This is a genomic window from Campylobacter hyointestinalis subsp. lawsonii (assembly GCF_013372165.1).
GTDB classification, from domain to species: Bacteria; Campylobacterota; Campylobacteria; order Campylobacterales; family Campylobacteraceae; genus Campylobacter; species Campylobacter lawsonii.
In genome coordinates this window covers 503,972-524,027 of record NZ_CP053828.1, presented here as the reverse complement: position 1 = coordinate 524,027, position 20,056 = coordinate 503,972, and the positions used below count along the sequence as shown (strand labels likewise).

At 32.2% G+C, this 20,056-nt stretch carries 19 protein-coding genes and 1 tRNA gene; 15 read left to right on the top strand and 5 right to left on the bottom strand.

Going from position 1 to position 20,056, the window contains the following annotated elements; all coding sequences use genetic code 11:
• Positions 1-138: 138 nt before the first annotated feature.
• Both CHLWT_RS02710 and guaA read right to left on the bottom strand, forming a co-directional pair.
• Complete coding sequence (locus CHLWT_RS02710; RefSeq protein WP_373924814.1) at positions 139-906, bottom strand: uroporphyrinogen-III synthase; 768 nt, start codon at positions 904-906, stop codon at positions 139-141.
• A gap of 19 nt (positions 907-925) precedes the next feature.
• Positions 926-2,458 (bottom strand): glutamine-hydrolyzing GMP synthase, encoded by a 1,533-nt coding sequence (gene guaA / locus CHLWT_RS02705; RefSeq protein ID WP_112000320.1) that lies wholly within the window; start codon positions 2,456-2,458, stop codon positions 926-928.
• A 226-nt stretch (positions 2,459-2,684) separates the two neighbouring features.
• On the opposite strand from guaA, the gene CHLWT_RS02700 reads away from it, so the two are divergent.
• From CHLWT_RS02700 to CHLWT_RS02680, 5 genes are all read left to right on the top strand, one after another.
• Positions 2,685-3,134 (top strand): hypothetical protein, encoded by a 450-nt coding sequence (locus CHLWT_RS02700; protein ID WP_063998519.1) that lies wholly within the window; start codon positions 2,685-2,687, stop codon positions 3,132-3,134.
• Positions 3,121-4,929: an excinuclease ABC subunit UvrC gene (uvrC, locus tag CHLWT_RS02695; protein WP_112000321.1), complete on the top strand. Its 1,809-nt coding sequence runs from the start codon at positions 3,121-3,123 to the stop codon at positions 4,927-4,929. Before CHLWT_RS02700 ends, uvrC begins: the two co-directional genes overlap by 14 nt.
• Before the next feature lie 71 nt (positions 4,930-5,000).
• A complete protein-coding gene (locus CHLWT_RS02690; protein WP_063998521.1) occupies positions 5,001-5,756 on the top strand; it encodes a hypothetical protein in 756 nt (251 codons plus the stop codon).
• Positions 5,740-8,832: a histidine kinase dimerization/phospho-acceptor domain-containing protein gene (locus CHLWT_RS02685; RefSeq protein ID WP_112000322.1), complete on the top strand. Its 3,093-nt coding sequence runs from the start codon at positions 5,740-5,742 to the stop codon at positions 8,830-8,832. Before CHLWT_RS02690 ends, CHLWT_RS02685 begins: the two co-directional genes overlap by 17 nt.
• Positions 8,833-8,853: 21 nt before the next feature.
• Positions 8,854-9,291, top strand: a complete 438-nt coding sequence (locus CHLWT_RS02680; protein WP_244948793.1) for a response regulator — start codon at positions 8,854-8,856, stop codon at positions 9,289-9,291.
• Here CHLWT_RS02680 and CHLWT_RS02675 read toward each other — a convergent pair.
• The gene (locus CHLWT_RS02675; RefSeq protein ID WP_111968410.1) at positions 9,274-9,687 is read right to left on the bottom strand and encodes a pyridoxamine 5'-phosphate oxidase family protein; all 414 of its coding nucleotides are present in this window, start codon (positions 9,685-9,687) and stop codon (positions 9,274-9,276) included. The genes CHLWT_RS02680 and CHLWT_RS02675 overlap by 18 nt on opposite strands.
• Positions 9,688-9,774: 87 nt before the next feature.
• Here CHLWT_RS02675 and CHLWT_RS02670 point away from each other — a divergent pair, with 87 nt between their 5' ends.
• The 7 genes from CHLWT_RS02670 to CHLWT_RS02640 all read left to right on the top strand — a co-directional run bounded on the left by CHLWT_RS02670 (position 9,775) and on the right by CHLWT_RS02640 (position 15,982).
• Positions 9,775-10,290, top strand: a complete 516-nt coding sequence (locus CHLWT_RS02670; protein WP_111947869.1) for an ATP/GTP-binding protein — start codon at positions 9,775-9,777, stop codon at positions 10,288-10,290.
• A 63-nt stretch (positions 10,291-10,353) separates the two neighbouring features.
• Positions 10,354-11,049: a dUTPase gene (gene dut / locus CHLWT_RS02665; protein WP_112000323.1), complete on the top strand. Its 696-nt coding sequence runs from the start codon at positions 10,354-10,356 to the stop codon at positions 11,047-11,049.
• A complete protein-coding gene (locus tag CHLWT_RS02660; RefSeq protein ID WP_112000324.1) occupies positions 11,046-11,780 on the top strand; it encodes an EI24 domain-containing protein in 735 nt (244 codons plus the stop codon). Before dut ends, CHLWT_RS02660 begins: the two co-directional genes overlap by 4 nt.
• A 51-nt stretch (positions 11,781-11,831) precedes the next feature.
• A complete protein-coding gene (locus CHLWT_RS02655) occupies positions 11,832-13,550 on the top strand; it encodes a Na/Pi cotransporter family protein (RefSeq protein ID WP_170253201.1) in 1,719 nt (572 codons plus the stop codon).
• 61 nt (positions 13,551-13,611) lie between these two features.
• Positions 13,612-13,794, top strand: coding sequence for a hypothetical protein (locus CHLWT_RS02650; protein ID WP_059432467.1), 183 nt, complete (start codon positions 13,612-13,614; stop codon positions 13,792-13,794).
• A gap of 242 nt (positions 13,795-14,036) precedes the next feature.
• Positions 14,037-14,369 (top strand): DUF485 domain-containing protein, encoded by a 333-nt coding sequence (locus CHLWT_RS02645; protein ID WP_112000326.1) that lies wholly within the window; start codon positions 14,037-14,039, stop codon positions 14,367-14,369.
• Complete coding sequence (locus CHLWT_RS02640) at positions 14,366-15,982, top strand: cation acetate symporter (RefSeq protein ID WP_112000327.1); 1,617 nt, start codon at positions 14,366-14,368, stop codon at positions 15,980-15,982. The genes CHLWT_RS02645 and CHLWT_RS02640 overlap by 4 nt, the downstream gene beginning before the upstream one ends.
• Before the next feature lie 36 nt (positions 15,983-16,018).
• Here the strand turns inward: CHLWT_RS02640 and CHLWT_RS02635 are convergent, their stop codons facing one another.
• Both CHLWT_RS02635 and msrB read right to left on the bottom strand, forming a co-directional pair.
• Positions 16,019-16,429 carry an acyl-CoA thioesterase gene (locus CHLWT_RS02635; RefSeq protein ID WP_063999012.1) on the bottom strand — a complete coding sequence of 137 codons (411 nt, stop codon included), beginning with the start codon at positions 16,427-16,429 and terminating at the stop codon, positions 16,019-16,021.
• 80 nt (positions 16,430-16,509) lie between these two features.
• Positions 16,510-17,529 carry a peptide-methionine (R)-S-oxide reductase MsrB gene (msrB, locus tag CHLWT_RS02630; protein WP_176320853.1) on the bottom strand — a complete coding sequence of 340 codons (1,020 nt, stop codon included), beginning with the start codon at positions 17,527-17,529 and terminating at the stop codon, positions 16,510-16,512.
• 137 nt (positions 17,530-17,666) lie between these two features.
• Here msrB and ciaB point away from each other — a divergent pair, with 137 nt between their 5' ends.
• From ciaB to CHLWT_RS02615, 3 genes are all read left to right on the top strand, one after another.
• Positions 17,667-19,487 carry an invasion protein CiaB gene (gene ciaB / locus CHLWT_RS02625; protein ID WP_112000328.1) on the top strand — a complete coding sequence of 607 codons (1,821 nt, stop codon included), beginning with the start codon at positions 17,667-17,669 and terminating at the stop codon, positions 19,485-19,487.
• Between the two features lie 110 nt (positions 19,488-19,597).
• Positions 19,598-19,900 (top strand): F0F1 ATP synthase subunit C, encoded by a 303-nt coding sequence (locus CHLWT_RS02620; protein WP_063998532.1) that lies wholly within the window; start codon positions 19,598-19,600, stop codon positions 19,898-19,900.
• A gap of 37 nt (positions 19,901-19,937) precedes the next feature.
• Positions 19,938-20,023 (top strand) — tRNA-Leu (locus CHLWT_RS02615).
• Positions 20,024-20,056 lie beyond the last annotated feature (33 nt).

Below are 20,056 nucleotides of genomic sequence, written 5' to 3'. Positions count from 1 at the left end.
CTACAAACGAAGTCGCATCTCACCGCATAAGCACATCTCCGCCTATACTAATGTGTTGGACCCTCATAAAAAACGCTATCGAACCATTCAGGCTCGAAGATTATATATAAATTTTGCTTAAATTCAAAGAATATTTATTTATTTTATCTCTTTTGCTAAAGCCACGCATTCGTTTATGCTTTGAACTTTGCTTTGAAATGCGTTAGTAAATTTTTCTAGATATTTTGCAGTCGTTTTTCCTATGGCTATAGCTTTATAGCTACTATCCCAGCCAAAATTTCGTATAAACCCTTCTACATTTTTTGGACTAGTAAATATAATTTTTGAGTTTAAAGGCGGTTTTAAACTACTATCTAAGCTTAATATCACATTTTCATAGCCTATTATGGTGGTGATATCAACACTATTTTTTTTAAGAAAAAAGCTTAAATTTGACATTGTCTCTTTTGCACTTATATACAAAACTTTTTTATTTTTAAGATCATTTACAATCTCCATACCAAACTCTTTGCCATGCGAGCTTAAAGCTTGGGTTACATCGCTAAATCCAAAATCTAAAGCACTTTTTGTGGTGGCTTCCCCTATGCTTTTTACGATTAAATTTCTAGGCGATATATCATTAAATTTAAGAGCATTTATACCATTTTTACTAGTTAAAACAAGAACATCAAAATCGTCTAAATCAACACTAAATTTCTTAAAAACCACTTCGCATACTTTTAAATTTATAATCTCATCATCATTAAAAATAGTATTTGAAACAAGATATATCATAGCTTCACTCCAAGATGATTTCTTTAAGCAAGAGTAAAATCCATCTAAATGTGATCTAAGCGATGAAAAAGAGCCAGGTATAAGTATCTTTGAGCTCTTATCAAAAATAGGTTTAAATGGATAAATTTGCATAGTGATAAGCTAAGAAAATTTATTCCCATTCTATAGTTGCAGGCGGTTTTGAGCTGATGTCATACACTACGCGGTTGATGCCTTCAACTTCGTTTATTATACGACGGCTACAGTTTTCTAGCAAATCATAAGGAAGTCTAGAAAAACTAGCTGTCATTCCATCGCTTGCATCGACTACGCGGATACAGACCGCATTTTCATAAGTGCGGTTATCGCCCATAACTCCTACGCTATTTACGTTTAAAAGTACGCAAAATGCTTGCCAAGTCTTATCATACCAACCACTACTTTTTAACTCATCTCTTAATATAACATCAGCTTTTCTTAAAAGCTCAAGGCGATCTTTTGTAACCTCTCCCATTATGCGTATGGCTAGACCTGGTCCTGGGAATGGATGACGAAAAACTACATCTTGGCTTAGTCCTAGCTCAAGCCCTAGCTTTCTAACCTCATCTTTAAATATCTCTCTTAAAGGCTCTATCAGCTCAAATTTCATCCATTCAGGAAGTCCGCCTACATTGTGGTGGCTTTTAATAGTCTTAGAAGCACCAACAACGCTACTTTCGATAACATCAGTATATAAAGTACCTTGAGCAAGGTATTTTACGTTTGCGTGTTTTTTTGCCTCAGCCTCAAAAACTTCTATAAATGTTTCACCTATAATCTTACGTTTTTTCTCAGGATCGCTTACGCCTTTAAGTCTTCCTAAAAACAGCTCACTAGCATCTATACTGATGAGATTTACACCGAGTTTTAGTCTAAACATCTCTTCTACTTGCTTAGCTTCATTATGTCTAAGAAGTCCATTATCTACAAATACTGCTATCAAATTTTGCGGGATTGCACTAGCTAAAAGAGCAGCTACAACAGAGCTATCCACGCCACCGCTTACTGCGCATAAAACTTTATCATTTCCTACTTTATTACGCAAAGCCTCTATCTCTTTTTTAGCAAAACTTCCCATATTCCAAGTGCTTTCGCAGCCACAAATTTTAGCAAAGTTTTTAAGTATCACGTCGCCAAATTCAGTATGAGCGACTTCTGGGTGAAATTGAAGTGCATAAAATTTCTTACTCTCAGAGCCAAATATACAAAATTCGCTATTTTCAGAGTCTGCTAAAACCTCAAAACCACTCGGTAAAGCAGTAACTTTATCTGAATGGCTCATCCAAACTATACTGCCGTTTGTCACGCCTTTTAGTAAAGCACATTCTTTTAGTATATTTATCTTTGCTTTTCCATACTCTTTTTGACTAGCAGGAGCAACTTTAGCACCAAATTTAAATGCCATTAGTTGCATTCCGTAGCAAATTCCAAGAACAGGAATATCAAGCTCCCATATCTGATCATCGCAAAAATACGCATCCTTAGCATAAACACTTGCTGGACCACCACTTAGGATTATACCTTTTGGATTTTTGGCTTTTATAGTTTGAATACCAACATTAAACGGCAAAAGCTCAGCATAAACGCCTTGTTCTCTAAGTCTTCTAGCGATGAGCTGTGTGTATTGTGATCCAAAATCTAGCACTAAAATATCTGCATTTTTCATTTATACCAACCTAAATTTTATAATTTTCGCAAGGTGCGCTTGCAACTAAAAATAATTAACTTTGGCATTCTAGCCAAATTTAATAAAAACTTAATTAAAAAATCAACTACTTTGAATTTATAGTCTTGTTATTTGTAGCATTGTCATATTCTACTCCATACCGCGGATCTGCTTTATAACCGCAAGAAGTAAGAAAAATTAATAAAAAAAATGCTAGAATAACTTTATGAAAAGTTTTGAGATTATAAATCATATTTTACAAAATCCTTTGTATAAAAATTTAAAAACAAGCCGCGAATTAAGGAATTTGCTGTCTTTGCTAGGCAGATCAAAATCTTCGCTTATCAAATTTGCTTATCAAAAACAAAACATAATGTTTATCGCCCTAACCCATCCACTAGCGCTCCAAGAGCTAAAAAACGATAATAACATAAATCAAATAAAATCGCTATTAAAACAATATGTCAAATTTAATCCAAACTCAAATTTAAAAGAGATAAATGAAATCAAATTTTTTATAGCCAAAATAGTTAAATTTAAAGAAGTTGAATTGTCAAATCATAGCAAAATCATAGAAAAATCAGACGGCAATTTTTTAAATTTAGCAAAAGATAAAGATATATATGAAGCCTTTGAAAACATTAGAAAAGCGATACTTATAAATGCTAAAAGATGAGCTAAAAAGCCTACCAAATAAACCTGGAATTTATCAGTATTTTGATGCAAACTCCAAACTGCTTTATGTAGGCAAAGCAAAAATCTTAAAAAACCGCGTAAAAAGCTACTTTAGTTTTACACCTACCCTAGCCCCAAATGCTCGTCTTAGCGCACGTATAGCAAAAATGATAAGCGAAGCAACTCACATAGAGTGGATCACGACAAATAGCGAGTCTGACGCCCTTATCTTAGAAAATTCCTTTATAAAACAGCTCAAACCAAAATACAACATACTTCTTAGAGATGATAAGACTTATCCTTATATATACGTGGATCTAAGTAGCGATTTTCCACGCTTTGAGATAACTAGAAAGATAGTAAAAGGCAAAAATATCAAGTATTTTGGGCCATTTTTTAAAGGCGCAAGAGAGATACTAGAAGCGTTGTATCTTGAGTTTAAACTAGTACAAAAAAAGTCTTGCTTAAAAGATAAAAAAGCCTGTTTGTTTCATCAGATAAACAGATGCTACGCTCCTTGCATAGGCGCCATAAGCAAAGAAGAGTATGCAAAAATAGTAAAAAACGCTATAAAAAAACTAAAAAATCCAGAACTTCTTATAGAAAATCTTTCAAATTTAATGAATAATTTTGCAGCCAATCAAAACTACGAAGAAGCCGCAAAACTAAGAGATATGATACTTACCATCAAAGATATCAGCGTAAAAGTAGAGATAGATATCGCTAAGCTAGAGGATTTTGAAGTGATAGCTACTTCATTTAAAAATGGGTTTGTGTGCGTCGTAAGATTTTCTATAAGAGATGGGAAAGTCGCTTTTGCAAACCACAGCATAACTCCTGCTAAAGATATGCAAAATACGGATTTAAATGACATTTATAAACAAGCTATCCTAGAAGCATTCCCGCATGAAATCCCGGTAAATGCGGTAAAAATTTATACATATGCAAAGTTTGAAGATATGGAGCTAGTAGAGAGTATTTTATCAAATTTACACGGGAAAAAATTCAAAATATCCACTCCAAAAACAGGCGATAAAAGGTCTATCTGCGAAGTAGCTTTTAAAAACTGCAGCGACTTTATCGACAAGCATTTAAAGACTCACAATTACGAGTTTTTAGAGCAAATCAAAGAGTATTTTGGGCTTTTAAATTTACCTTTAAAAATCGAATGTTTTGACAACTCTCATCTGTTTGGAAAAGCACCAGTTGGCGGTATGATTGCTTGGGAAAATGGTAATTTTAAAAAAGAGCATTATCGCCACGTTCATCTTCATAGCTCAAACGACTATGATCAGATGAATGAGATGCTAACTTCTAGAGCTCTTAAATTTGATAAACTAAGTCCGCCAGATCTTTGGGTGATAGATGGCGGCGAAGCACTCTTAAGACTAGCAAATAACATCATCTCAAGTAGCGGTGCAAATGTAGATATAGTGGCTATTTCAAAAGAAAAAGTTGATGCTAAAGCACACAGAGCCAAAGGCAGTGCAAATGATAAAATTTATACACAAACAGCCAAATTTAGCTTAAGTCCTAACGATAAAAAATTACAATTTTTTCAAAGATTGCGTGATGAGGCGCATAGATTTGCTATAACTTTTCATCAAAATAGCAGAAAAAAAGCTGACTTAGCAAGTAGCGAACTTGTAAAATTAGGCGTTTGTCAAGGAAGCATAAAAAAGCTTTTAGACTATTTTGGAAATTTTGAAAAAATTTACGAAGCTGATTTTGAAGAGATACAAAAAGTCACAAACAAAAGTACTGCGACAAAAATTTTTGGCAAAAATAAAATATAGAAGTCATTAAAAGCTTGTTTAAATTATTTTTTAGTTAAAATTCAAAAATACGTTCTTTAGTAGGAATTTTTATGGTGCTATATAACCGCAAATTTGAATTGATAGGTATGAGTAGAGAAGATCTAAATTTATTTGGTTTTAATGACATGGATACGTTTTTTAAAAGTCATAAAGACATATCTGATTTCTTTATACAAAAAAACATCATCTACAACCAAAATTTACATTTTATAGATCTCATAGTAAATCATCAAGAGTTTAACTTACAAAATATAGAGCTAAAACTTGATAACGCCGAAGTCATAAACATAAATATAGACGTAGATATCATACTTCTAAAAGACAACGATGATTATCTATATCAAGTCAGCATAGCAAAAGACAAAATAAAATGCCATCTTTCTACTAGCACTCTACCAGAGCTTAGACTTCCTAATATCGGCATAGCAGACGGATCAAAAACCTCAAATTTAGAGCATAACGACAAGTATAAATTATCTAAAGAATGGCTTATAAAACTCAGCCATTTAGTAAGCCCTAGTATGGATAAATTTGAAAAAGACGTCCTTTATTTTTTAGAATATGCAAAAATTTGCTACTACAAACTTTGCGACGCAATGTTACTTGAAGACGAAACAACGGTTCGTGAGATAATAAGGTCTTTATTTCCTCTTTGCGAAGCGTTAAAATTCGATGAATTTACTAGGACGCTAAAGCAGATATCAATACACAATCAAAACTCAAATTTTTCTTTGGATAAATATAATTTTTTTATCACTCAGCTAGAAAATATCATGAAAGAAGGGCTACATGAAAAAGATATTTAGCATGACAAATATATTTAGAATTATAAGCACTACCCCTCTTCTATTTTTGTTTGTTTTTTCAAGTATTTACATATATAATTCATTTAATAATTATAAAAATATAGAAAATTCAGAAGCTAAATTTAAAACAGCGCAAAATCTTTTACTAGTTTCAAAAGAGCTAAATGCTGAAAGAAGTATCAACACTTCTTATATACAAAAAGATAATAAAATAAATAAAGAAGATATGCTTAATCAACAAAATAAAACCGATTTAGCAATAAAACACTTTTTAAAACAATACTCATTGCAAGATACAGATGAAGGGCTAGAAGAGATAAAAAAACAGCTAGTAAATATCTCTTTTATAAGAAATAAAATAGATAATTTTGACTATAAAATAGACGATCTTTTTTTTGATTACTACTTTAATGTAAATAAAGCCATAGAAAAAGAGATGGAAAATCTCAAAGATTATAGTATCACCCCAAAAGGTGCAATATTGTTAGATATTTACGCAGAACTCTACAAAGAAGAAAATTTACTAAGCCTAGAAAGAGACTATGTGGCTAGATTTTTGATGGTTAGCAGACCTATGAAAGATAATGAATTAAAAATTTGGCTTGAGATGTTTAACAAAGAACGACCTCTTGGGTTTTATATCCCAGATAATAGGCTAAGTGCTAAAATAAACTCTATCCTAAGTAGCACGGATAATATAAATTTATATACGACCGCAAGCAACTTCGCATCTGCGATCATCAGAGAGTCTTATATAGGTAGATACTCAGTAGATACTCAAAAATGGTATGAGATGATGAATAAAAAACTGCTCTTAAATAGCGATATAATAAACCTAGTAGATGAAAAAATAATAAGCAGTATTAATGAATTTAAAAACAAGTGTCTGCTAAATTTACTTATTTCATCGGTAATTTGGCTACTTTCTGTATTATTTTTGATACTTGCTTATAAGATTAGGATCAAAATCAAAATAAGCCTAAAAAAGCTAGATGATATACTAAATATCATAAAATCAGAAAACAAAGATATAAAGCTTGATCTAGACTCAAATGAAGGACTGCAAAAAGCGTATGAAGTCATAGAAAACGCACTAGATCAGATGCAATACAAAGAGTCAAAAAATCCTGACGCAATCAAGTCAAAATCCATATTTTTATCGCATATATCTCATGATCTAAGAACGCCATTAAATGGCATAATAGGCTTCATAGAACTACTAAAAACCAGCAAACTTTCTGAAAAAGATAACGAAATAATAGACATTATTCAAAGAAGTAGCAATGATCTTTTAAAAACTATAAACAATCTACTAAACATATCTAGAATAGAAAATGATGAGATAATCTTGCAACCAAACGACTTCATACCGGTAAATGAATTTGAAAATATAATTGAAATTTACGCACAAAAAGCACGTGAAAAGAACATAGATTTTAACGCTTTTATAGACCCAGAGCTGTCATATAAGATAAATGGCGATATAGAAAAACTAAACGATTCTTTGGCAAATTTAATATCAGGAGCAATCAATTTTGCCAATAAAAACAGAAAAATAATAGTAAAGATAACAAAATTTGAACAAACAGATTACTATACGACCATAATTTTCAGCATAAAAGACAACGGCACAAATATTGAAGCCCTTAAACAAGGTAATATTTTTGATGATTTCATATCTTTAAAAAATAATGCTAAAAACGCATATAGCGGTATCGAACTAGGACTTAGTATAGCAGACAAGTATATAAGTATGATGGGCGCAGAAGTAGAAACTAAATCTTTGCCAAATGGTGGCGGAGAGTTTAACTTTAGCATTAAATTTGAAAATATAGAGAAAAAACCTGCACACAAATCCGAGTTTAACAACGTAAAAATAGCTGTTTTGACAAACGATAGAGCAAATATCTACAACTCTTTCATTCGCAAATATTTAGAATATCTAGGAGTAAATGTCACGTTTTTTACAAATTCAAGTCAAGTCGGCGACTTTGATATAGTCTTACTTAGACTTAAAGATTATGCTATTCCTTTGGATCTTAAAGATAAAAAACTTATCGTTAGTGTGCCAAACAAGCGCTTAGCTCAAGGATCGATGAGTCTCAAAAAATCAGCCACTATATGCGAGCCAGTAACATTGTCAAAAATGATAAACGCTCTAAATCTTTTGACAAAAGATGAGGAAGATGAAGAAAAATCATTTAAAGATATCAAATTTAATGCAGATATTTTGATAGCAGGAGAGCAAAGTAAAAAAGCTATTTTAGACATTCTTTCAAATATATGTAACGTAAAAATAGTAGAAAACGGCGAACAAGCTGTTTTAGAAGCCAAAAATAACGATTATGATCTTATATTTATGGATATAAATATGCCTGTAATGAACGGAATTTTGGCTGCAACCAAGATAAGAGAGCACGAAAAAGACATAGGCAAACATACGCATATTATCGCTATGGCAAACTACGACGTAAAGGTAAATCGCACAAATTTAGCAGATGATATATTTGATGCTTTTTTAGTAAAACCTACAAATAAAAGCGATGTTATAAATACCTTAAACAACTTTATTCCTGATAAAATGATAACAAATATCCTAGTTTCTCCTATCCAATCTTATAAAAAGATACCAACTAACTATAATATAGAAGCATTCAACCTACGAGATGTTTTGCTCTTTAAGAAAAGTAGTATCGAAAATAAGATATTTAGCAGTGTGATATCTAGTTTTTATCAAAATATAGATGTGGTAAATAGCTTTGAAGAATTTAAAGAAAAACTTGAATTTAGCCCATATAAACTCATACTTATAGACCATAAAATACCAAATTTTAATGAAAATGAAGTCTATCAAATGATAAATCAAGCCAAGCAAAAGCACCATATAGACACTGTAACTATACTTTTTGTAGATCCAAACACCGCCTTAAAAGATGATCTTAGAGATAAATTTGATGAAATAGTAAAATCAAACATAAGCAAAACGCAGTTAGAAACGATAATAAATTTATACATTAAGACAGAAGAGCAAGATATTTGCATCATAACGCAAAATGATGAAAAAGAAAATGGGTAATAGCAAAAAATAGGAGAATTTATGAAAAAAATCAGAGTTCTAAATGACAGCGCGTACAAGTCTATGGGGGGGGGGTGCATGAAAAAAATTAATGTCTTAATCATAGACGACGATCCTGTTAGCTTAAAACTATTTGAGTTGATACTTGAGAGAAATCCAAATGTAGGTAGAGTCTTAAAGGCGACAAACGGACTAGATGGTTTAAGCATCTTAGAAAAAAGATTTGGCATAGATTTGATAATCCTAGATCTAAATATGCCTATAATGAATGGCATAGAATTTCTGATAAACCTACAATCCATAAAGTATCTCTCAACTATGCTTGTCATAGCTACAAGCACTGATGACACACTAAAAACAGCGGCTCTTGAACAAGGTGCTTATGACTTTTTACTAAAACCGGTTCATATAAAAGACGTCGATAAAAAGGTAAATGATATTTTAAATTTGATCTTTTAGCCAGTAAAGTTTTTTACCAAATCCTAGCGCGTTGTCAGTGTATTTGACCCAGCTTAGTTTTATCTCATAAATATCTGGATTTAAAGGCAGCGCATACGGAAATCTTTTAAAATAAGCAGTTTTAGCCTTGATATCTCCTAAGGATATGACGCCACTTGCTTGAACTCCTTTTATCATACCTATTATCTTTGTGTCTAAAGCTATGCAAATTGCAACCTTATCTAAATTTGATATAGCTTTTATATGCGTACTATCTTTAGAACTAGCGATAAAAAGAGAATTTTTTTCCTCGTCATAAGCATAAAAACAAGAGCTTAGGTAAGGCACACCTTCATTTATAACTCCAAGAGTAAGTAAATTCATCTGCTTTATAAACTGGATTATCTTTTCATCCATAGATTAGACCTTTTTTATTTTATATTATCATAAAAGCACTTAATCAAATTTTCTTTATACCGATTTATAGGCATTAAAGGAGCAAAAATGATATCAAATTCATACGCAAACTCATCACTAAATAGCTTTGATTTTAAGTTTAAAACAAGTTCGGGCGATGAGATAAATTTATCTATGTATAACAACAAAAGTTTAGAATACAAAAAACAAAGTGATAAAAATACCCAAACTTCAGAGCTTACTTTAAGCCATCAATATGGATATAAATTTGAGTTTAAAAGCAATGGTTTAAGCCAACAAGACAAATTAGAAATCGCAAAAGCACTAGAAGATATCACACCTAAGATCGATGAGTTTATAAAACAAGCAGACAAAAACGCTCCTTTTTCAAATGACGCTATAACAAATTTAGCAAATTCTATAAAAAAAGATCTTCCGCAGATAAAAAATGAAAATCAAAAAAATGCCATAAGTAGCAGTGTTTTAGATCTATTTGACAATCTTTTAAAACAAAATAAAGCAGACGAAAAGACTTTACAAAGCTCTAAAAATTTATTTGATGAGATACTAAAACAGCTCCAAAGCTTTAGCATTTATGCTTAACTAAACTTATCTTATTATTAGAATATTTTTTATATAATATTCTAAAAAATAAAAGGTAAATTTATGCAATACATAAAACTAGTCGAAGAGATGTTAAATCTCCAGCAAAAATTAAACGATGAAACAAATGGTAAAAATTGGGAAGATGGAACAACTAGCGAAGGAAAGCTCATCAGCTGGAAACGCTGCATTTATATGGAGTGTGCCGAGCTAGTCGATAGCTTTGCTTGGAAACATTGGAAATCCATAAATAAACCCACAAATGAAGAAAATGTTATAGTCGAGATCGTCGATATTTGGCATTTTATTATGAGTTTAGGGCTTGAAAATTACCACACAAATAAGCTTGGCGATATCCATACTTTAGCTATGGACATAAGCTCTTGTAGCGGATTTAGCGAATTTTGCAAAGACGCTTATGGTATCAAACAGTATAATATATATGAGATTATAAACGATATAGAAGTCATCATAAATCGCACAAGCGGTTTTGATATCAACTTTTTTGATCTATTAAAAGACTACTTTAGACTTGCTTTAAAATGCGGAATAAATTTAGAAAAGCTTTTTGAAATATATATGGGTAAAAATGTACTAAATAAATTCCGTCAAGACAACGGATACAAACAAGGTCTTTATAAAAAAGAGTGGAATGGTATCGAAGATAATGTCATAATGAACGAGATATTAAACTCCGGTTTACACTCACCAAATGAGATCTACAAAGCACTTCAGCAAAGATATGAAAAAGCTAAATGATAGAGATACTTAGCCTATGCATAAATGACTTTTTTAAAAAAAAGTTCATTTTGCTTTCGATTTTACCATTTATATCATCACTTTTAGTAATCGGTCTTATTTTGATATTTGGGGCAAATGAATTATTTGATTTGCTAAAACAGAGTCTTATAAGCACAGATTTTTCATTTATAGATGAAACAAAACAAGGTTTTTTAGTCTCTTTGCTCTCATTTGATATTACTAGAATACTTGTAATGAGCATATTTTACACACTAGGCGGATTATTAGGAATACTTCTAAGTGTGATGATAGCAGCTATAATAGCAGGATTTTTAACTCCTATAGTAACTAAATTTGTAGATCAAAAATACTACAACACAAAATTAGAATCTCAAGTAGGCACCACAAAGGTGATAAAAATATCTCTAGCTGTATTTTTTAAATTTATACTTATATTACTGATAACGATACCTTTTGTATTTGTTCCATTTTTAAATTTATTTATCATAAACGTGCCATTTTTTTATCTTTTTTATAAATTTATGTTGATAGATGTAGCTTCAAACTCACTTGATGAGCTTAGTTTTGAACTTACGATGAGAAAAGATGGCGGATTTGAGTTTAAATTTGTCGCTCTAATTTTTTACGTATTGTCTTTGATACCTTTTGTGGGACTATTTTTTCAGCTATTTTTCGTTATGTTTTTTACCCATTTACTACTTAGAAAAAATCAAATTTACAGGGCTTAAAAATTGAATAAAATCTTATTTTTCCTATTATTGCTAGTATTATGTGCTCTTATGTATATAAGTAAAAGTTTTTTGGTGATAAGCTTTGGCGTATGTATATTTTTATACGCTATGATAGTTTTAGAAAATAGTTTTTCTATGTTTGCGGGGATCGAAAGTTTTCTTAAAAAAGCCACTAGTAGCAAAATATCTAGCTTTAATTTTGGGCTTTTAACAACTGCTATAATGCAATCTAGCGGTCTAGTTAGCGTTCTTGCTATATCATTTTTAAGTGCTGGACTTATAAGCCTTATCTCAGGTCTTGCTATCATATATGGAGCAAATTTAGGAACAGTAACTGGAGCGTGGCTAGTTGCAGGACTTGGGCTAAAAGTCGATATAGCCTCATACGCTATGCCTCTTATCGTAGTGGGTATGCTTTTTATTTTCAATAAATCAGACAAAATAAAAGGTTGCGGATATTTTTTATTTAGCATAGGACTCCTGTTTTTAGGTATTGCATATATGAAGTCAGGATTTGACAATATAAAAGATACAATAGATCTTTCAAAATACGCTATGAGCGGTGTATCTGGACTTTTAGTCTATACCTTAATAGGGCTAGTAATGACTGTGGTGATGCAAAGCTCACACGCGACTTTAACATTAGCCATAACCGCCCTAGGAGCAAATCAGATCACATATGAAAACTCAGTAGCCATAGCCATAGGATCAAATGTGGGAAGCACCATAATGGCGATCATTGGCTCGTTTAACGCAAATAGCGATGGTAAAAAGCTAACAGTAGCTCACGTGATATTTAACGTTACAAGTGCTATCATAACGCTCATTTTTATCAACTTTTTTATATTTATCACAGATGAAACAGCTAAAATAGCCGGTGTAAGAGATGATGATTATACTATCAAATTAGCTATTTTTCATACGTATTTTAATGTAACTGGGGTTTTGCTTTTTTATCCTTTAGCAAATTTGATGGAAAAACTTTTAAATAAATTTATAAAATCAGAGCATAAAAGAAGCAAGGTAGATACGGCTTATTATCTAAACGAAAACTCAGCGCAATTTAGCGACAGCGCAACAGAGGTTTTAGTAAAAGAAGTAAAACATCTATACTCAAACGCAAGCTCAATCATCGCAAAATCCATAAGCATAAGTAAAGAAGATATAAACTCGCCCTTAAGCCCAGAAGAAGTCATAAGATCAAGGCAACAACCTATAAAAATGGATTTCGATGAATTATATAACAATAGATTTAAAGAAATTTATAGTCAGATTATAGACTTTGCAGTACTTGCTAGCTCTAATTCTAAAAAAGAAGATATGGGTAAATTTATGGATCTTCGAAGGGTCGCGCTGCTACTTGCAGAGGCGTTAAAAGATATAAAAAACTCTCAACCAAACATATATAAATTTATCACTTCTAACAATCCATACATAAAAGCAGAATATGACAAACTTAGAATAAAACTTTTAAAAAGTCTAAGGATTATGGCTAAAATGGCAAATTTAAAAGATGACTACGATCTAAAAACTGAGCTAAAAGAATTAAAAGAAATTTACAATGATTATAACAATGACGAACTAGCTCTAGACACACTACTAGGCGGAAAAAAGATATCAAATACGATGGCTACTTCACTTATGAATGATACTGCTTTGATCCAAGGCGTTACTAAAAAGCTATTGAAAATAGTAGAGATCATATTTACTCATTCAAACCAAAATGATGATTTCGAAGTTATCAAAAATAGCATAAAGATAGCTTGATTTTGCTCAACTATTTTTCTATAAAATATAGTTAAAATAACAAAAATCGAAAGGAAAAATGATGAAACAAAACAATAAAGTATATTGCAACATATGTCTAGATAGCGACGATAACGCTGTGTTTATCCAAGCAATTCATAAAGGTGAAAATGTAGATATCTGCACGTCTTGTATGCCTACAGTTATCCACGGCTCAGGATCAGCTATAAAAAGCAATGCCGAAGTTAAAAACGAAGTAGAATAACTCAAATAGCCGAATTTGCTTAAAAATTCGGCCAACTCCTATAAATTTCCAAATTTACACACTTTATTTTGATAATCAGATAAAAACCATCTCTTATTTTCTTTAAATATAATATTTTTGTTACTATAAGTAACTTATTATTTTTATTACTACTTTAAGTAATATATATATCACAGATTACATGCTTAAATTCATAAATTCTTGCTATAATATGTTTAATTTAGAAACAAAAGGAAATACAAATGAGAGCAGAAGTAGCAAATTTTAACATTTTAGTAAAAATACGTAGCAATTTTGCTTGGTTTTTAGTGGCTGTAGTAGTAGTTTTATACTACTCTATGATGTTACTCATCGGTCTAGCCCCAGAATTTTTAGGGTTAAAAATAGGATATTTTCCAGTAAGTCTTGGGATATTGATGGGAATTTTCATCATAATCTCTTGCGTAGTCTTAACATGGCTTTACACTTATGTGGCAAATACATTTTTAGATAAAGAGTTTGGCGAAGCGATAAAACGGTTAGAAAAAGCAGACTTAATAGACGAAAACGGAAAATTAAAAGGAGATGAGATATGAAAAAAATCTTAATACCGCTCATAATATCTATTTTTGCTAATGCAGCAGAACCTATCATAGGAGAAAAAAGCGAGTTAAATCCAACAGCAATCATCTTATTTTTGATATTTGTATTAAGCACGCTTTTTATAACATATTATTCAGCTAAAAAAGCTAGTAGTGATGGTAGTTTTTATACCGCAGGTGGAGGAATTTCTGGGCTAAATAACGGTATGGCAATGGCTGGAGACTTTATGAGTGCAGCATCGTTTTTAGGTATTTCAGCATTAGTTTTTACAAATGGATTTGATGGGCTTTTATACGCTATAGGATTTTTAGCTGGTTGGCCTATCATGCTATTTTTAATATCTGAAAAATTTAGAAATCTTGGCAAATACACATTTACAGATGTGGCGGCTTTTAGGCTAAAACAACGCCCTATAAGAGCAGTTTTGGCTATATCGGGTCTTACTACTTTGTGTTTTTATCTCATAGCTCAAATGGTAGGAGCTGGTGAGCTTATAAAAATGCTCTTTGGGCTAGACTACAATATAGCAGTCGTTATAGTCGGACTTTTGATGGTGATTTATGTTGCATTTGGCGGTATGCATGCAACAACTTGGGTTCAAATAATCAAAGCTGGACTTCTTTTATTTGGTGTTAGTATTTTGGCGTTTTTAGTATTAAAATCTAGCAGTTTTGATATAAAAACATATTTCAATGACGCTATACAAGCACATCCAAAAGGCGAAGCCATACTAAATCCAGGTGGCTTTATAACAGACTGGGTAAGTGCTGTGTCTTTAGGTATGGCTCTTATGTTTGGAACTGCTGGTTTGCCTCATATACTAATGAGATTTTTTACAGTCAATTCTGCAAAAGAAGCTAGAAAAAGTGTATTTTGGGCGACTATATTTATGAGCTATTTTTATGTTTTAGTGTTTATCATAGGATTTGGCGCTATAGCATTTTTGACTGGAAAAGAGGTCATGGGTGGTGCAAATATGGTAAGTATAGAGTTAGCTAGGATACTTGGTGGAAATGCATTTTATGGTTTCATCTGTGCTGTAGCGTTTGCTACTATTTTAGCTGTTGTTTCTGGGCTAACTATAAGTGGAGCAAATGCCATAGCTCATGACTTATATGCAAATGTTATAAAACATGGCAAGGTTAGTATGGAAAAAGAGCTAAGAATTAGCAAGATCTCTACTCTTTGTATAGGTCTGTTTGCCATCATTTTAGGTATAGTTTTTGAAGGACAAAACGTAGCATTTATGGTAGGACTTGCTTTTGCTATAGCTGCAAGTGTAAATTTCCCTATACTTTTTTACTCCATATATTGGGATGGTCTTACTACAAAAGGCGCATTTTGGGGTGGGATTATAGGGCTTATCGTTGTTGTTGCTTTAACTATTTTAGGTCCTGGAATTTGGGTAAAAAGTTTTGGGTTTGAAACTGCTATATTCCCATATAAAGACCCAGCGATTTTTTCTATGCCTATAACTTTCATATTTGTATATTTGATATCTAAATTTGATAATTCATACAGAGCAAAGATAGACAGAAGCGGATTTGAAGCTCAATATTTCAGAGCACAAAGTGGAGTAGGAGCTAACAAAGAAGCTACTCATTAATATATTCGGTCAGCTATAAACTGACCGAATATAAATTTAATTTAAAAAACCATGAAGTCTTTTTAACTCAGCACTTATCGGCTTTTTATTGCCTGATTTATCAACGCTTACATAAGTAACCTCAGCTGTAGTTACCGGTACGCACTCTAAAAAACCACCGTCATTTAAGCGTTCAACCACAACTTTTACAGCAGTAGTTATAGATGTGTTTCCTACATTTGTGACTTTTGCGTAGCAACTCACTATATCTCCTATAAAAACAGGCTCTTTGAAGATGACTTCTTTCATAGATATAGTCACTACACGAGTCGGCGCTAACTCTTTAGCCGCTATTGAACCAGCAAGGTCAATCTGAGATAAAATCCATCCACCAAATATATTTCCAGCAGGATTAGTATCACTAGGCATAGCTACTATTTTGATCCTAGGCTCGCCCATATTTTTCATCATATTTTTCCTTATAATTTTAATTTTTAGCCGAGTATTTTATCTAAGTTAGTTAAATTGTCTTTAAATTTGATACTAGTTTATTTAACATAGATTATATAATCCTTATACCCTTCTTTTTCCATATCTTCAAGCGGTATAAATTTCAAAGAAGCGCCATTTATGCAGTATCTTAGCCCGCCTTTATCTTTTGGGCCATCAGTAAAAACATGACCTAAATGGCTATTAGCAAGGCTTGAAATGACTTCTATTCTATCCATGCCGTGGCTAAAATCGCGATTATATCTAAGTGCGTCAGTAGTGATAGGCTTCGTAAAACTAGGCCAGCCGCACCCTGCGTCAAATTTATCGCTTGAGCTAAAAAGCGGTTTTTTACTCACGATATCTACATAAATTCCTTTTTTATCAAATTTATCATACTCGCTACTATAAGGTCGCTCCGTAGCTTTTTCTTGAGTTACTGCATACTGTAAATCAGATAATTTTACCTTAAGTTCGTCTTTTGAAGGCACTTTAAATTTACTTTCATCATAAAGTGGCTTATCTGCAAGGCTTAGATCAACATGGCAGTAACCGCCCGGATTTTTATCCAAATACTTTTGATGATACTCCTCAGCCAAAACATAATTCTTAAGCGGCTCTACTTCTACTGCGATCTTTTTATCGTATTTTGTCTGTTCGTGTTTTATAAATTCAAATATCTCATTTTCCAAACTGCTATCATTATAATAAATTCCAGTTCTATACTGCAAGCCGACGTCATTTCCTTGTTTATTTACTGAAAATGGATCTATTATCCTAAAATAATGAGCCAAAATCTCAGCCAAACTCACTACGTTTTTATCAAATGTTATATGAACAGTCTCGGCATGACCTGAGTAATGAAGTGAGTAATAATCAGTCTTGTCGCTATTACCGTTTGCATATCCAACATCAGTTTTTATAACCCCTCGTATCTTATCGAAATACGCCTGTGTCCCCCAAAAGCAACCACCAGCCAAATATATATCTTTTAAATTTCTCATATCGCTCTCCTTTGCATTTAAAAATAGTGTCATAAATATAACAAAAACTAATAATTTTTTCACGTTTTTCCTCATATGTCAAATTTATAATATTTTAACACTTATTAGTAAATAAGGTTTTAGTGTCATATAAAAGATATTTTTCAAATTTATATCAGATGTTAGTATTTTAGTGATAAAATTTATCAAAAATAATCAAAAAAAGGATAACAATGAATGACTTCGTAGCCCTAAATGAGCTAGTCAAAAAACAAAAAAACGAGCTAAATAATTTATATAAAAATATGGATAATGAGGTAGTTTCAAAAGCTTTAAATTTATGCTCTTTAGATAGTTCTAATGTCAATAAAATAGCGGTTTTGAGACGTATTGTAGATCTAAATGAAACTGGGATCATAAACGAACTTAAAAATAGTGGCAAAAACGAGGACGAGATAGATGTCATAAAAGCTAAAATGTATGATTTTGTAAGCGAGTTTTATATAAATCGCCACTTAAATTTGATAAACGAGATAGAAGAAAAAGGCATTTTAGAGCCGTTTTATTTGGAGCTCATTAAGTCAATACATCGCATCGGTATATCTCTAAGCAAAATGCAAAAAACATGGCAAAAAAGCATCATAGAGACTACAAACAAGGAATTTGAAACTAAATTTGAGAGTATCGCAAAAGCAAACGAGTTTATCACCAAAAACAGACTTTATCAGATAAATCCGGATAATTCACGCTGCGATAGGGTTTATGGCGCAGTGATAAAAAACGGTGAGAATTATAGGCTAGTGCCTTACGCAGTCTCTTTTAAAGATGAGATGAAAAGCGTAAAAGATGCTTTTGAAACTAGTCTAGTAAATTTAGAAAAATTAAGCAAAACAAAAGATGATGAAAGCTATGTAATATACTTAGCAAAACTAAAAAACGCATTTTTACAAACAGATAATGATCTTGTGATAGCTAGCTGGCAAGATGCTGAGCGTGCGTGGATGGATACTAAAGGCAAAATTCAAATAGGTCATCCATTAGAGTATTACGAAGACGCTTATACACACGCAGTAGCGCTCGAATGGGACATCAGGCTAGTTGATAATTTAAGCGTTGATGAGACTAAATTTAAAAATAGCATAAAAGAAAGCTTTGATGAGATCTACTCAAAAACCGGTGTAAAAAACCAAAATATGGTAAATTTAGTACATTCAAACATAGATAAAACTCAGCTTTATATATCTGTGCCTATGGTGTATTACGCTGCTGAGTTTAACGGTCTTTTTTCTGCTCAAGTCGTGCCAAATGATGAAATAGTAAGTCTTGAGTGTGGCAAAAAGATATTTGCTTTTGTAAATTTCGTATATGAAAGCACAAAGGCTAAGCCTTTTATGAAACTAGCAAGTGAGATTTTTGATAAAGATTTCTTGGATTTTGGTAGGGAAATTTTGTATAAAAAACCTGAAATTTGGAAAAAAGTCTATGAGATCTCAACTATCGGACATGAGTTTGGGCATATTTTATTTATAGATAGCGACACGGAAAGCGCTATGAACAAAAGCGGAGAATTTAAATTTATAGAAGAGTATAAAGCTACGACTGGCGGACTTATAAATTTCTTTTTGCATGAAGATGATACTTATAAAATGGCCGTATTTCACGAACTTATCAAAAGAAGCATAGGACTAATAGCGTGGCAAAAAGTCACCGAAACAAGGGCGTATTATTGTGAGGGGCTCATACATCTAAGCCTACTTTTTAGATCAGGAGTTTTAAAATTTGATGGTAAAAAACTAAAGATAAACTTCACTCAAAATAGCTACGAAAGCTTTAAAAATCAAGCTATGCAAAACTACATAGACCTAGCAACGCATTATTCAAACAAGCTTAACGCAGGAGAGTTTTTGGCTAAATTTGCTAAGTTTGAAGATGAAATTTACTTACCGCAAGATAGAGAAACACTGGAATTTGTGAAGTTCTACTACCAAAAATATGAAAAAATGGCAAACGAGATCGATGATAGTGGCGAATGGCAAAAATGGCAGCAGGCATAAATGCTAAATTTAAAGCAAATCAAAGCAAATTTAAAATATAATTACGCGTTTTAAGTTCTAAGTAGGGAATTTATCCGAACTAACTTAAACATAAAATTTTAGGAGCATTTATGAAAAAAATTCTTTTTCTTGTAGTGGCTTTAGCAAGTTTTGCTTTTGGTGCTGATGGCGAACAAATCAAAGCATTTTCAGTTGTGGCAGCTGGCATCGGTCTTGGTGTTGCAGCACTTGGTGGTGCTATCGGTATGGGACATACTGCAGCAGCAACAATACTAGGAACAGCTAGAAACCCAGGTCTTGGCGGAAAGCTTTTAACTACGATGTTTATCGCTCTTGCGATGATCGAAGCACAAGTTATTTACGCACTTGTTATCGCTCTTATCGCACTTTATGCTAACCCATTTTTAGGTTAATTTTAGCCCCATTTGGGGCTTTTTTAAATTTACTTTTGCGATCATGGTGGAATTGGTAGACACGCTATCTTGAGGGGGTAGTGCCGCTACGGTGTGCGAGTTCAAGTCTCGCTGATCGCACCATTAAATCTTAGATGATGCTTTCATAATTTTAAT